Genomic DNA, 14,526 nt, shown 5'->3' with positions numbered 1-14,526 from the left:
GGTAGCCACCCTCCCCCTGGAAGCAAAGCACCCAATGCAAAAAGCCGCGTCGGTCACCCGACGCGGCTTTTCTTGTTGATCGACGATCGATCGCTCAGTTCGTTGCGAAGCGCGCCACCGAAAGGAACTTGACCGCGCTGCCGGTGAAATGCTGTGCGTCGGCAACCTGTCCCTGCTGGAACCCGGCCGTGTAGACCTCGCTCGGTGCCGTGCGCACCATGTTGTAGGCGAAACCGGGAGCCTTGGTGTTGGTCGTAACCGTCGTCACCTGCTCGCCGCTGCGCAAAGCCCAACGCGCGGCATCGGGCGCGGCGGCGACGACGACGGCCTTGGGCTCGGGCTTGGCCTCCTCGGCGACCGGCCGCGACGCCTTGCGCGTCGTCTTGACGGCGGCACCCGCAGGGTCGGCGACGGAGGCCGCCGCAGCCTTTGCCGCAGGCGCCGGAGCTGCCGTCATCACCGGCTCGTTGAACACCGAACGCGGCTCCGGCTGCCCTGCCAGCGCGGCAACCTCAAAGCCTTCCTGTGCGCCTTCGTCCTCGGCCGGAATGTCGTTGGCGGCGGCGAGAGCGGCCTCGACGGTCATGTCCTGCGGGCGGGCGGACGGCAGTGGGGCATTGGCATCGCCAGCGAGCGCCGGTGTGTCGTCGGTCGAAGCAAGCGCCATCAGCACGCCGCCCTCGGCCGGCTTGAGCTCGGCAGGCGGTGTATAGTTGGGCCGCCAGGTCGGCAACGGAACATTGGCTGCGATCTGCTGCTCGACCGGACTTGCCTCGCCTTCGGCAAGCGCAGCCGAAGCCGTGCCAAACGGTACGTTTTCCGGCGTCGCCGAACCAATTTCAGCCTGCGGACGCGGCGCGATATCGGGCAGCGGCACACTGCGTGCCGGCAGCGCTGCAAGGATCGTCTCCGGCGTCTCCTCGACGGGAGCCTCGTCGGCCACCTGCGGCAGTTCGGCGCGCTGGGCGTTTTCAGGCGCTACAATGGCAATGCCGGGAAGCGGCTTTGGCTCCGGAGCAGCCGCGACCGCTGGCACTGGCTTGGCCTTGGGCGCAGCGGCCGCCACCGCGATTTCAGCGGCATCCTCTTCCTCGTCGGCACCACCGCCGAACAGGGCGGCAAACAATCCCCCTCGCTTGGACGACGACGAAGTCGATGCGCTTGCCAGGACTAGGTCGCCACTCTTCTTGCGCGACTGATAGGAGGCGAGTGCCTGTTCGAAACCGGGCAACGGCTTGCCGTCGCTAGGCACGTGAAGGGTCTTGCCGGACGGAAAGACCGCAACCAGCTCCTTGCGGCTCATGCGCGGCCAGTGGCGCACATTGCCGACGTCCATGTGGACGAAGGGCGAGCCGGAGCGCGGATAGTAGCCAACGCCGCCGGCCTGGATGCGCAGGCCGGAGTCGCGCAGCTTCTTCAACGGCACGCCGGGAATGAAGAAGTCCATCGCCTTGCCGAGCATGTGCGTGCTTTTCTCCGCCACGCCGCTCGAACGGCTGCGCAACATCGAATTGGTCGCCGGCGAGCGATAGGCGGAGACGACGTGGATATAGTCGCGCGCGCCCGACGAGCGGTAAGCTTCCCAGACCACGTCGAACAGGCGCGGATCCATCTTGGTCGGCTCGTTGCGTCGCCAGTCACGCAGGAATTGATTGAGTTTCTTGAGCCCGGCAGCGTCATATCTGCCGTTGCGCTTGAACGTGATCTCGGCCCGCTCACCCGTGTGGGTGTAATAGAGCTTGAGAGTCCGCGTCTCGGCGGAGGCTGTAGCATGGGAAGCTGCCAGGAAACCGACGCTCAGCATCGCGGCAGTCAGCCACTTTTGCCAGACATTCGATTTCGAGCGACGCCCTTCGGTGTTCTCGATCCTGTTCAAATCAAAAGGCCCTGTTAGGCTGCCATCTGTCCCCGGATTTGAAGCCCGGACACGCTTGCGGATTCGCGTCCGACTATCGATCCTAATGGTTAATCACTGCTTATTGAAGGCGAAATGCGGTAACACCATGGCAATATCCTGTCAAAAAGGAATCGCCCGTTTTCTTGGTAAACCGCTGGTTTAAAGGGCGAAAAACGCGCTGCAAAGGTTAACATGCAGGCCCAATCCAATGCGACCCGCAAGCGACACGCAAGCTCTAATTTTGCCTCGTCCGACTAAAACCGCTACGACGCCAAGCGTTCCGAACGGCCTGTATCGGGATCGATTCCGTATTCCTTGAGCTTACGATACAGCGTCGAGCGCCCGATTCCCAGCCGGCGGGCAACCTCGCTCATCTGGCCGTCATAATGTTCGATGGCGAGCCGGATCATCTCGAACTCGACATCCGCCAGAGGCCTGACGTTGCCGCGTTCGTCGAGGGCACGCAGCATTCCAGGGCGCGGCCGCTCGGCATTGGCAGACAAGGCGCTGGCGGACTGCTCCGGTCTGGGCGCTTGCGGCTTCTCGACTGCCGGCTCGGCGTTCCCGCCAAGATCGACCACACCCTCGACCTGCGCGCGAATCTGCGGAAACTCGTCCTCGCTCAGCACATCCCCATCCGACAGGACGCAAGCGCGGAAGATGGCGTTTTCAAGCTGGCGAATGTTGCCCGGCCAGTCATAGGCCTGAAGCAAAGCCAGCGCATTCTCCGATATCGCCGGGATGCGGCCATGTGGGCTCGCCGGCGCGACACGGGAGATGAAATGTCCGACGAGCAAGGGAATGTCGTCGCGGCGATCCCGGAGCGGCGGCACGAAGATCGGGTAGACATTGAGGCGGTAATACAGGTCTTCGCGGAACTTGCCGTCCTTGACCTGCTGCAGAAGGTTGCGGTGCGTCGCCGAAATCAGCCTGATGTCGACCTTGACCGTCGAGCGTCCGCCGACTGGGTCGACCTCGCCCTGCTGCACCGCGCGCAACAGCTTGACCTGCACGTCGAGCGGCAGATCGCCAATCTCGTCGAGAAACAGCGTGCCGTTGTTGGCTTCGACGAACTTGCCCGGGTGCTTGTCGGTTGCGCCGGTGAACGATCCCTTTTCATGGCCAAACAGGATGCTTTCGACCAGGCTGTCGGGAATGGCTCCGCAATTGACCGTGACAAATGCCTTCGACCGGCGGTCGCCGGAGCCCTGGATGGCGCGGGCGACGAGTTCCTTGCCAACGCCCGATTCGCCTTCGATCAGGATGGGAATGTTCGAGGCCGCGGCCTTCTGGCCAAGCCGGATGACCCGGTCCATCGAAGAGCTTCTGGTGATCAGGTCGCGGAAGCTGAGCAGGCCGTTGCCGCGCCGCGCCGAGCGCCGGACCGTGTCCTCCACCGCCTCGACTTTCAACGCGTTGGCAATGGCAGCCTGAAGCTTGTCTGGCGAAGCGGGCTTGACCACGAAGTCGAACGCGCCGTTGCGCATGGCGGAAACGACGGTGTCGATGCCGCCCTGCGACGTCTGCACGATGACAGGAATGTCGATCCCGCGCTCGCGCATCGCCTTGAGCACGCCGATGCCGTCGAGTCCCGGCATCTGCAGGTCGAGGATGACGACCCCGATTTCGCCGCCACGCGGTCCTTCGAGCAGCTTCAACCCGGCCTCGCCGCCATCGGCGACAAGCGCAGTGTGGCCGAATTTCGTCACCGCGGCGTCGACGAGGCGACGTTGCACGGGATCGTCATCGACTATGAGAATCGAACCTGCCATGAATGTCCGCAATATGCCCGCTGGTTCCGATTGGATGTGGATCATCCTGGCACAGGGTTCTAAATAAGGTTTCAAAAAAGCCGGTGAACGAATCCCTTAGGATTGGAACAACCGGCTGAAGGGAATGGAAAGGTAAGGCGCGATGCGTTGGAATTCCGGGCAAGACATGCAAGCCACTGCCGCCAAGGGATCGGCGGCACTTGGCGAGTTGCCCGAATGGGACCTCACCGACCTCTACGCCAGCATGGACGCCCCGGAACTCGCCCGCGACATGGCAAAGGCCTCTGCCGATGCGGTGGCCTTCGAGACCCGCTGGAAGGGCACGCTGGCTGTCGAAGCCGAGCGCGGCGCTTCAGGCAAGCTCGGCGAGGCGATGCAGGCCTATGAGGCTCTGGAAGAGCTGGTCGGGCGCATCGTTTCCTATGCCGGGCTGGTCTACTCCGGCGACACGTCGGACCCCAAGCGCGCCAAGCTCTATGGCGACATCCAGGAAAAGATGACAGACGCCAGCGCGCATCTGTTGTTTTTCGCGCTTGAACTCAATCTCGTCGACGATGCGCTGATCTTCAAGGCGCTCGACACCGATCCCGCCTTCGGCCACTATCGGCCTTGGGTGCTCGATCTGCGCATGGACAAGCCCTACCAGCTCGAAGACCGCGTCGAGCAATTGTTCCACGAGAAGTCGATCACCGGGCGCGGCGCCTGGAACCGCCTTTTCGACGAGACGATGACCGACCTTCGTTTCGAGATCGGCGGCGAAGAACTGACGCTGGAGCCGGCGCTGAACCGCCTTCAGGATCCCGATGGCGACGTGCGCCGGGCGGCGTCGGAAGCACTGGCGGCAACGTTCCGCAAGAACATCCGCACCTTCACGCTGATCACCAACACGCTGGCCAAGGACAAGGAAATTTCCGACCGCTGGCGCGGTTTCCAGGACATCGCCGATTCACGCCACCTCGCCAACCGCGTCGAGCGCGAGGTCGTCGATGCACTGGCAGCGGCCGTGCGCGACGCCTATCCACGTCTGTCGCACCGCTACTACAAGATGAAGGCCAAGTGGCTCGGCATGGACGTAATGAACCACTGGGACCGCAATGCGCCGCTGCCCGAGACGCCTCAGGCGACCATCGGCTGGGGCGAAGCGAAGGACACGGTGCTCACCGCCTATGGCGACTTCTCGCCGCAGATGGCAGACATCGCCCGCAAGTTCTTTGACAAGCGTTGGATCGACGCGCCCGTGCGTCCCGGCAAGGCTCCAGGCGCCTTCGCACACCCGACCGTGCCGTCGGCACACCCTTACGTGCTGCTCAACTACATGGGCAAGCCGCGCGATGTGATGACGCTTGCGCACGAGCTTGGCCATGGCGTGCATCAGGTGCTGGCCGCCGGCCAGGGCCCGCTGATGGCCTCGACGCCATTGACCTTGGCGGAAACGGCAAGCGTGTTCGGCGAAATGCTGACCTTCCGCTCGCTCTTGGAGCGCACCACCGACAAGCGCGAGCGCAAGGCGATGCTGGCGCAGAAGGTCGAGGACATGATCAACACGGTCGTGCGCCAGATCGCCTTCTACGAATTCGAGCGCAAGGTCCATTCCGAGCGCAAGAACGGCGAACTGACCTCCGACCAGCTCGGCCAGTTCTGGCTTGAGGTGCAGGCCGAAAGCCTTGGACCGGCTATCAAGCTGCGCGACGGGTATGAAGTGTTCTGGGCCTACATCCCGCACTTCATCCATTCGCCCTTCTACGTCTATGCCTACGCCTTCGGCGACTGCCTGGTGAATTCGCTCTATGCGGTCTACCAGAATGCCGAGCGCGGCTTCCAGGACAAGTATTTCGAGATGCTGCGCGCCGGCGGCACCAAGCATCACCGGGAACTGCTGAAGCCATTCGGGCTCGACGCCGCCGACCCCGCCTTCTGGCAGAAGGGTCTCGCTGTCATCGGCAGCCTGATTGACGAACTCGAAGCGCTGGACTGAGCCGGCGCGTCGCCATCGCAGACATCATGACAGATATTTCCTCCCCCTTCGTCCTGTTCAGGGACGATCCCGCCGCTCGCGAGGTGCTGTTCGAAGCACCGAGCGACGTGATCGTCGCAAATGATGCGGACGATTTCTTCCCCGCGCTGAAAGCTGTCCAGAAAGCGCATGAACAGGGCAAATGGCTGGCCGGCTATTTCTCTTATGAGGCCGGCTACCTGCTTGAACCCAAGCTTCGGCCGCTGCTGCCCGACGGCCGGAGGTCGCCACTGATCTGCCTTGGCGTCTTCGACCAGCCATCCGACCGCATGCGCCAGCCCTCGCCCGAACCGGCCACCAATGGGCCGATCTTCGACGCCCGCGCCACCTGGTCGGAGGCAGACTACGAGAGCCGCTTCCGGCGCCTGCACCAGCATCTGCGCCAGGGCGACTGCTACCAGGCCAACCTGACCTTTCCGGTCCACGCGCAGTGGTCCGGAGCGCAGCTCGACGCCTTCGACGCGCTGATCGCGCGCCAGCCGGTGAAGTATGGCGCACTCGTTTCCCTCGGCGGGCCGGTCGTGCTGTCGCGCTCGCCGGAACTGTTCTTCGAGATCGACAGCGAGGGCTGGATCGAAACCCATCCGATGAAAGGCACGGCCCCGCGCGGCAAGACGCCGGAAGAGGATGCAGCCCTCCGGGAATTCCTGCGCAACGACGAGAAGAACCAGGCGGAAAACCGCATGATCGTCGACCTCCTGCGCAACGACATCTCGCTGATCAGCGAGGTCGGCTCGCTCGACGTGCCGGAGCTGTTCCGCATCGAAAGCTACCCGACCGTCCACCAGATGGTCAGCACCGTCAGGGCGAAGCTTCTGCCCGGCCTCAGCATCGAACGCGTCTTCGCCGCGCTCTTCCCGTGCGGCTCGATAACGGGGGCGCCCAAGATCAGGGCGATGGAAATCCTGCGCGACCTCGAAGGCGCGCCGCGTGACGTCTATTGCGGCGCCATTGGCTGGATCGCCCCTGCAGGCACCATGCGCTTCAACGTGGCGATCCGCACCCTGACCCTCTTCCCTGACGGCGAGGCGGTCTACAATGTCGGCGGCGGCGTGGTGTTCGATTCGACGGCCGAGGCGGAGTATGCGGAATGTCTTCTGAAAGCGCGTTTCGCGACGGGCTCGGTGCCGGCTTCCAGTTGATCGAGACCATGCGCTGGGAGCCGCAAGGCGGCTTCCTGCGCCACGGCCGCCACCTGGCGCGCCTCAAGGCGTCGGCGCAGGCGCTTGGCTTCGTCTTCGACCAGATGTCGATCGAGCAGGCGCTGGCGCGTTCGGTCGCCGGCGACACAGCGTTGCGGACCCGCCTTGTGCTGTCGCCGGACGGCCATGCCGACATCACCGTCCAGCCATTTGTCCCGCTGCCGCCAGACGTCATCTGGTCGCTGCGCATCGGCAAGACCAGGCTGGATTCATCGAACCGGCTCCTCCGCCACAAGACAACCAACCGTGCGGCCTACGACGCGGCCCGCGGCGAATTTGCCAGCAACCAGGCAGACGAGGTCATATTGCTCAACGAGAGCGGAGCGGTCTGCGAAGGCACGATCACCAGCGTCTTCGTCGACTTCGGCGATGGCCCGCTCAGGACGCCGCAGCTTTCCTGCGGCCTGCTCGCGGGTGTGTTGCGCGGCGACTTGATCGACCGCGGCGAGGCAGTAGAGGCCGAGATTCCGGCATCCGATCTCAAATTCGCCAAGGCGATCTGGGTCGGCAATTCTCTGCGCGGCCTGATCAGGACAATACTTGTCCACGCCCCGGTTTGACTCGGCGAAATAGTCGACTACATTCGTTCCCGACGTATCAGCAGCTGAATTTGCAGAGCTTGACCATGCCCGGCGAATCCAAACTCTCTGTCGTGCTGCCTGATGAGCTTCGCAGCGAAGTCGACGAATACGCAAAGCTGACGAACAGGTCGCGCTCTTTCATCATCAAGGAAGCAGTTGCTGCATATGTCGGCGACCAGCATGCCTATCTGGCGACTGTGCGCGAAGCCGAATGCGAGGCTGACACCGCGTCGTTTGTGTCCGGAAATTCGGTCATCGCTTGGCTGGAATCCTGGGGAACGGCCGGCGAGCTCCCCACCCCTGAAGCAGACATCTTGCCCAACGGACGCCCGTGACACTACTCCTCCTTCCCCGTGCGGTTCGTTACTTGTCCGATATCAGGGCGTCGCTCGCGGCGGATGACCCGGAAGCGGCACGCAAATTCGCCCATAGTTTCATCCAGGCATTGCGGCAGATCGAAACCCAGCCGGAAATCGGCCGGCCGACAGTTGGCGGCTCCGTCACCCGCGAATGCCCGGTTCCCGGCCTGCCCTACTTCATCCCCTACCGCATCAAGAACGGCAATATCGAGGTGCTGCGGGTCTATCACACGCGGCGCAACAGGCCGCCCGACTGGCCAGCGCATTGATCCCCGTTCACACGCCCTACGACGGCACTTCGAAACCCTTCGCCGTCGGCCTGAAACAGGCCGACGCGCGCGACTGGATCGAATCCGACGATCACCTTGAGGCCTACCTGACCGAAAAGGACCGGCTCTACGCCGCACTGCCGGACAAGGTCTTCGTCGCCGAACCCGAAACGCGGGCGGCCCAGCAGGAGGTTCTGGACCTGCTGGTCGCGCATCTGGTCGAGCGCTACCCCGAAATCTATCGGCTCGAGGGTGGACGCTGCATCATCGCCGACACCGGCAGGGTGGTCGACGTCGCCGATCCCGGCAACTATCCGCTTATCGCGGCCTCGCGGCTGGTCCAGGAAGATTTGATCCTGATGCGCCGTGGCGAAAACGGCTGGCGCCTCGCCGCCGGTTCGCTCTGCTTCCCCTCGTCCTGGAAGCTGACGGAGAAGTTCGGCCTGCCGATCCACGACATCCATGGCCCGGTCCCCGGCTTCGGTCCGGGCACGCGAATGGCCGAACTCATCGCCCGCATGTTCGACAAGCTGGCCGTTCTGGTCGAGCGCTTCAATTGGTCGGTCCAGGCCAACGGCGAGCTCTATCATCCGCTCTCCGACCGCCAGCGCCTTGCCCGCTCGGCTGCGGCGGATTCGAACTTCCCCGGCGCCGATGTCGCCGGCCATGCCTTCATCCGCGTCGAGCGCCAGACGCTGCGCAAGCTGCCCGTGTCCGGCGACGTCCTGTTCACCATCCGCATCTATCTCGACCCGCTGACGGTTCTCGCCCGCCATGAGGATCGCGTCCGGCTGGCCGCCTCCTTCGCCGAGCAACTGACGAGCCTCGAGCGAGATCAGCTCGACTACAAGGGCCTCGCGGCCGACCGCGGCAGGCTGGTCGCATTCCTCGACGGGATCGCCCGCGCCGGCTAACAATAGCGGCATAACGTCCAGATCCCACATCATCTGGGAGGCCGGATTCGCTTTATTGGGACAAGCATGTATGGTTTGGCGGTTGAAGCCGGGTCAAAAATGGCCCGGCTGTTTCTGTGATGGAAGGAGTGCCCCAGAAAATGGCGAATGAAAAATGGTCCGTATACGGTGAGATTACTGGTCCAATCGTGATGATCGGCTTCGGCTCGATCGGTCGTGGAACCCTTCCCCTCATCGAACGCCATTTCAAGTTCGACAAGTCGCGCATGGTGATTATCGATCCCAGCGACGAGAACCGAAAACTCGCGGATGAGCGTGGCATCAAATTCATCCAGGAGGCGGTAACCAAGGACAATTACAAGGAGCTTCTGACGCCTCTCCTGACCAACGGAGACGGCCAGGGTTTCTGCGTCAACCTGTCGGTCGACACCGGTTCGGTCGATCTGATGCACCTCTGCCGCAAGCTCGAGGTGCTCTATGTCGATACGGTCATCGAGCCATGGCTCGGCTTCTATTTCGACAACAACGCCGGCAACGACGAGCGCACCAATTATGCGCTGCGCGAGACCCTTCTGGCCGAACGCCGCAAGCATCCGGGCGGCACGACTGCGGTTTCCACCTGCGGCGCCAACCCGGGCATGGTCTCGTGGTTCGTCAAGCAGGCGCTGGTCAACCTGTCCAGGGATCTCGGCATCGAGTTCGAGGAGCCGGCGCAGCACGACCGCGAAGGCTGGGCCGCGCTGATGAAGAAGGCAGGCGTCAAGGGCATCCACATCGCCGAACGCGATACCCAGCGCACCAAGAACCCCAAGCCGATGAACGTGTTCTGGAACACCTGGTCGGTCGAAGGCTTCATTTCGGAAGGCCTGCAGCCGGCGGAGCTCGGCTGGGGCACGCACGAAAAGTGGAAGCCCAAGAACGCCAAGAAGTTCAAGCACGGCAACAAGGGTGCAATCTATCTCGAGCAGCCCGGCGCCAACACCCGCGTTCGCACCTGGTGCCCGACGCCTGGCGCGCAATACGGCTTCCTGGTCACCCACAACGAGGCGATCTCCATCGCCGACTTCTTCACCGTTCGCTCGAAGAAGGGCAAGGTGACATACCGCCCGACCTGCCACTACGCCTACCATCCATGCAACGATGCGGTTCTGTCGATGCACGAGATGTTCGGCGCGGCCGGCAAGCCGCAGCCGGTGCACCATGTCCTCGACGAGGACGAACTGGTCGACGGCAAGGACGAGCTGGGCGTGCTGCTATACGGCCACGACAAGAACGCCTACTGGTTCGGCTCGCAGCTGACGCTCGAACAGGCGCGCAAGCTGGCCCCGTACCAGAATGCCACCGGCTTGCAGGTGTCGTCGGCGGTGCTCGCCGGCATGGTCTGGGCCTTCGAGAACCCCGAAGCCGGCATCGTCGAAGCCGATGAGACTGACTACAGGCGTTGCCTCGAAGTCCAGCTGCCTTACCTCGGACCGGTCAACGGCTACTACACCGACTGGACGCCGCTGGAAGGCCGTCCCGGACTGTTCGAAGAGGACATCGACAAGGACGATCCGTGGCAGTTCCGCAACGTGCTGGTGCGCTAACGCCATAACCGAACGCCATCCTGTGGAACGGAATGGCGTTCTATCTTCTTATTGCAACACGATCCCGAAAACCGCTTTGCGGCTTTTCGGGATTTTGTTCTGAGCCTTGCCTTCAAAGCCAAATCGGGCGAATGAAGACGGGCGGACTGAGGAGAGGATTACCTATGACGACTTCGCGCAAAATTGCTTCGGCCGGAGTGCTTGCCTTGCTCGCGGCCGCGATTGCCGGCTGCTCGACCAGCGGCGGGGGCTCCTCGGGCGGCGGCGCAAGGCCGGCACCATCAGGCGTCGAAGGCGCATGGCTGGACGCCAAGGGCACCGGGCTCTCGACCTTCACATCAGGTGCGTTCCAGACGGTGGCGACCGACACCGGCCAGAAACTGTCGGACGGAACCTACGTCATGACCGGCGCCAACTCGGTCCAGATCAACGGCACCTCGCTGATCCGCCAGTCGCCGATCAGCTTCAACTGCCTGCTGATCTCGGCCAACCAGCTGAACTGCACCAGCTCGACCAGTCAGCAGTTCACGCTGACCCGCCGTTCGGCCTGATGCGGCATTTGTGCCCGCTCCGGCGGGCACAACGCTCCGGGCCGCGAAACGCTCGGCCCGCCGAGCCGACAAGCGCATCCGCGCCACGTCGCCAAGTATGTCGGCTGCCGGCTCCAGATTCTCCCTTGCATCCGAAAAATCGGAATGTGAACATGCCCCCAAGGAATGGGTAACATTCCGGTCAAGCGAAGGCGTCAATTGCCTCGCGGGGGTCATTCGGGAGAGTTCAACATGAAGAGATTGGCTGCAATCGCGGCTTTGTCGGCATCGGCCTTTGGCTATTCCGCCGCACCGTCTTTCGCTGACTACACTTTGACGATCCTGCACATCAACGACTGGCACAGCCGGATCGAAAGCAACAACAAGTTCGAATCCACCTGCTCGGCCGAGGAAGAGACCAAGGGCGAATGCATCGGCGGCGCCGCGCGGCTCGTCACGGCGATCGCCGACCAGCGCAAGAAGCTCGAAGGCCAGAACGTGCTCTTGCTCAATGGCGGCGACAATTTCCAGGGCTCGCTGTTCTACACCACCTACAAGGGCGCGACCGAAGCCGAATTCCTCAACCAGATGAAGTTCGACGCCATGACCGTGGGCAACCACGAGTTCGACGATGGCGAGGACGCGCTGGTGCCGTTCCTGGAAAAGATCCAGTTCCCGGTGCTCTCGGCCAACGTCCATCCGAACGCCCAGTCCAAGGTCGGCGACCGCATCAAGCCGTCGCTCGTGCTCGAGGTTGGCGGCCAGAAGATCGGCATCGTCGGCGCTGTCACCAACGACACGCCCGAGGTCGCCTCGCCCGGCCCGAACATCGCCATCGAGGACGACGTCAAGAACATCACCGCCGAGGTCGAGAAGCTGAAGGCGCAGGGCGTCAACAAGATCATCGCGCTGACCCATGTCGGCTACCCGCGCGACAAGGAAATGATCGCCAAGATTCCCGGTGTCGACGTCGTCGTCGGCGGCCACTCGCATTCGCTTCTGTCGAACACCGACGCCAAGGCCGAAGGGCCGTACCCGACGATGGTCGACAACCCCGAGGGCTACAAGGTCCCGGTCACCCAGGCCGCGTCGTACTCGAAGTATCTCGGCGAAATCACTGTCACCTTCGACGACAATGGCGTGGTCAAGGAAGCCAAGGGCGACCCGATCTATCTCGACAACTCGATCAAGCCCGACGAGGCGGTGCTCGCCCGCATCAAGGAACTCGGCGCGCCGATCGAGGAACTGAAGAACAAGGAGGTGTCGGAAACGTCAGCACTCATCGACGGCAGCCGCGAAAGCTGCCGTGCGCGCGAATGCGAGATGGGCAACCTGATCTCCGACGCGATCCTCGACCGGGTCAAGGACCAGGGCGTCACCATCGTCTTCCAGAACGGCGGCGGCATCCGCGCCTCCATCGACCAGGGCGTCGTCACCATGGGCGAAGTCCTGACGGTCCTGCCGTTCCAGAACACGCTCGCCACCTTCCAGCTTTCCGGCAAGGACATCGTCGGCTCGCTCGAGGCCGGCGTCAGCGAGATCGAGGAAGGCAAGGGCAAGTTCCCGCAGGTCGCCGGCCTGAAGTACTCCTTCGACAAGTCGGTCGCGCCCAATGCCGGCCGCGTCAAGTCGGTCGAGGTGATGGATGGCGGGGCCTGGAAGCCGATCGACGAGGCCAAGGTCTACACCGTGGCGACAAACAACTACGTCCGCCAGGGCGGCGACGGCTACAAGCTGTTCGCCGAGAACGCGACCAACGCCTATGATTACGGCCCGAGCCTTGAACAGGTGGTCGCCGACTATCTCGGCAAGAACCGACCGTTCACGCCGAAGCTCGACGGCCGCATCACCGAGATCGCCGCGACCGTTGCGGCAGCCCCGACCGCCGAACCGGCAAAACCCGCGGAAGCCGCCCCGGCCAAGCCGGCTGAAGCCACGCCTGCAGCAGCGCCGGCAGGCGGCGGAAAGACGCACACCATCGCTGCCGGCGACACCTTCTGGGATCTCGCCAAGACCTATCTCGGCGACCCGACCAGATGGAAGGCGATTGCCGAGGCAAATCCCGAGGCTCATGCCAAGACCCTGCACGTAGGCTCGACGCTGGCGATCCCGTCGGCAAACTGATAGGCCTCTTTGGCCCAGACAAAGCCCGCCCGGCATGCCGGGCGGGCTTTGTCGTCCGGGTGCGGCCAGAGGCGACATTGAACGCCCGCGCCTTTCAATTAGGTATCCCGCATAACGGAGACACCGAATGAACCTGACCACGACCATCGACGAAAAATCCGCCAAGGCGCTCGGCCCCCTTCCGGGTGGTCATCCGGCGGTCAAGAAGGGCAAGGTCGGCGTTCTCCTGGTCAATCTCGGCACGCCCGACGGCACCGACGCCAAGTCGATGTGGCGGTATCTGCGCGAGTTTCTTTCGGATCCGCGTGTCATCGAAATGCCCAAGGCGCTCTGGTACCCGATCCTCTACGGCATCGTGCTCAACACGCGGCCGAAGAAATCGGGCGAGAACTACAAGAAGATCTGGAACACCGAGCGCGACGAATCCCCGCTGCGTACCTACACGCGCGCCCAGGGCGAAAAACTCTCCGAGGCGCTGAAGGACCTGCCCGACGTCATCGTCGACTGGGGCATGCGCTACGGCAATCCCTCGACTGAAAGCGTGGTCCAGAAACTGATCGCCCAAGGTTGCGACCGCATCGTCATGTTCCCGCTCTATCCGCAGTTCTCGGCGACGACGACCGCCACTGCCAGCGACCAGCTGTTCCGCGCGCTAATGAAAATCCGCGCCATGCCTGCCGTCCGCACCGTGCCCGCCTACTACGACGAGCCGGTCTATATCGAAGCACTTGCGCGCTCGATCGAGCAGCATTTGGCCAAGCTCGATTTCGAGCCGGAGGTCATCCTCGCCTCCTACCACGGCATCCCCAAGCCCTACTTCGAGCGCGGCGACCCCTACCACTGCCATTGCGTGAAGACGACGCGGCTGTTGCGCGAGCGTCTCGGCATGGACGAAAAGAAGCTGATGACCACCTTCCAGTCGCGCTTCGGCGCGCAGGAATGGCTGCAGCCCTACACCGACAAGACTGTCGAGCGGCTGGCCAAGGAGGGCGTCAAGTCCATCGCCATCGTCAACCCGGGTTTCTCGGCCGACTGCATCGAGACGCTGGAGGAGATCGCCGGCGAAAACGCCGAGATTTTCCATCACGCCGGCGGCAAGAACTTCGCCCATATCCCTTGCCTCAACGACAGCCCGGAAGGCATGGCGGTGATCGAGGCGATCACCCGTCGCGAACTGATGGGCTGGGCCTGACGCACACGGCCCGGACGGCGCGCATCGCCGAGATCGTTAACGCCGCGATATCTGCCGTCAGCGACAGCGATGCCGGCCTGTACGCT

General features: G+C 63.3%; 12 protein-coding genes. 10 read left to right on the top strand and 2 right to left on the bottom strand.

Going from position 1 to position 14,526, the window contains the following annotated elements:
- Nucleotides 1-94 precede the first annotated feature (94 nt).
- Together PCJ21_RS15815 and PCJ21_RS15810 are read right to left on the bottom strand one after the other, a co-directional pair.
- Nucleotides 95-1,804 (bottom strand): DUF882 domain-containing protein, encoded by a 1,710-nt coding sequence (locus PCJ21_RS15815; protein ID WP_269932544.1) that lies wholly within the window; start codon nt 1,802-1,804, stop codon nt 95-97.
- Between the two features lie 356 nt (nt 1,805-2,160).
- Entirely contained in the window at nt 2,161-3,669 is a 1,509-nt protein-coding gene (locus tag PCJ21_RS15810; protein ID WP_269932373.1) for a sigma-54-dependent transcriptional regulator, read from the bottom strand.
- 166 nt (nt 3,670-3,835) lie between these two features.
- Between PCJ21_RS15810 and PCJ21_RS15805 the strand changes: the two genes are divergently transcribed.
- The 10 genes from PCJ21_RS15805 to hemH all read left to right on the top strand — a co-directional run bounded on the left by PCJ21_RS15805 (nt 3,836) and on the right by hemH (nt 14,440).
- Nucleotides 3,836-5,644 (top strand): M3 family oligoendopeptidase, encoded by a 1,809-nt coding sequence (locus PCJ21_RS15805; RefSeq protein WP_442866027.1) that lies wholly within the window; start codon nt 3,836-3,838, stop codon nt 5,642-5,644.
- A gap of 26 nt (nt 5,645-5,670) precedes the next feature.
- Nucleotides 5,671-6,825 carry an aminodeoxychorismate synthase component I gene (locus PCJ21_RS15800; RefSeq protein ID WP_269932371.1) on the top strand — a complete coding sequence of 385 codons (1,155 nt, stop codon included), beginning with the start codon at nt 5,671-5,673 and terminating at the stop codon, nt 6,823-6,825.
- A complete protein-coding gene (locus PCJ21_RS15795; protein ID WP_269932370.1) occupies nt 6,774-7,445 on the top strand; it encodes an aminotransferase class IV family protein in 672 nt (223 codons plus the stop codon). Before PCJ21_RS15800 ends, PCJ21_RS15795 begins: the two co-directional genes overlap by 52 nt.
- A 65-nt stretch (nt 7,446-7,510) precedes the next feature.
- Nucleotides 7,511-7,801: a CopG family ribbon-helix-helix protein gene (locus tag PCJ21_RS15790; RefSeq protein WP_269932543.1), complete on the top strand. Its 291-nt coding sequence runs from the start codon at nt 7,511-7,513 to the stop codon at nt 7,799-7,801.
- Complete coding sequence (locus PCJ21_RS15785) at nt 7,798-8,094, top strand: type II toxin-antitoxin system RelE/ParE family toxin (RefSeq protein ID WP_269932369.1); 297 nt, start codon at nt 7,798-7,800, stop codon at nt 8,092-8,094. The genes PCJ21_RS15790 and PCJ21_RS15785 overlap by 4 nt, the downstream gene beginning before the upstream one ends.
- Nucleotides 8,091-9,008 (top strand): heme-dependent oxidative N-demethylase family protein, encoded by a 918-nt coding sequence (locus PCJ21_RS15780; protein WP_269932368.1) that lies wholly within the window; start codon nt 8,091-8,093, stop codon nt 9,006-9,008. Before PCJ21_RS15785 ends, PCJ21_RS15780 begins: the two co-directional genes overlap by 4 nt.
- A 140-nt stretch (nt 9,009-9,148) precedes the next feature.
- Complete coding sequence (locus tag PCJ21_RS15775; protein ID WP_269932367.1) at nt 9,149-10,594, top strand: homospermidine synthase; 1,446 nt, start codon at nt 9,149-9,151, stop codon at nt 10,592-10,594.
- Between the two features lie 164 nt (nt 10,595-10,758).
- On the top strand, nt 10,759-11,145 hold the full coding sequence (locus PCJ21_RS15770; RefSeq protein ID WP_269932366.1) for a hypothetical protein: 387 nt from the start codon (nt 10,759-10,761) through the stop codon (nt 11,143-11,145).
- A gap of 231 nt (nt 11,146-11,376) precedes the next feature.
- Nucleotides 11,377-13,248, top strand: a complete 1,872-nt coding sequence (locus PCJ21_RS15765) for a 5'-nucleotidase C-terminal domain-containing protein (protein ID WP_269932365.1) — start codon at nt 11,377-11,379, stop codon at nt 13,246-13,248.
- Nucleotides 13,249-13,375: 127 nt separating this feature from the next.
- The gene (hemH, locus tag PCJ21_RS15760; RefSeq protein ID WP_269932364.1) at nt 13,376-14,440 is read left to right on the top strand and encodes a ferrochelatase; all 1,065 of its coding nucleotides are present in this window, start codon (nt 13,376-13,378) and stop codon (nt 14,438-14,440) included.
- The last annotated feature ends 86 nt before the right edge of the window (nt 14,441-14,526 follow it).

Origin of the sequence: Aminobacter sp. HY435 (assembly GCF_027568395.1) — a bacterium.
In the GTDB taxonomy this organism is placed as follows: domain Bacteria; phylum Pseudomonadota; class Alphaproteobacteria; order Rhizobiales; family Rhizobiaceae; genus Aminobacter.
The sequence above is the reverse complement of the archived record's forward strand: the minus strand, read 5'-3'. Positions and strand labels throughout refer to the sequence as shown.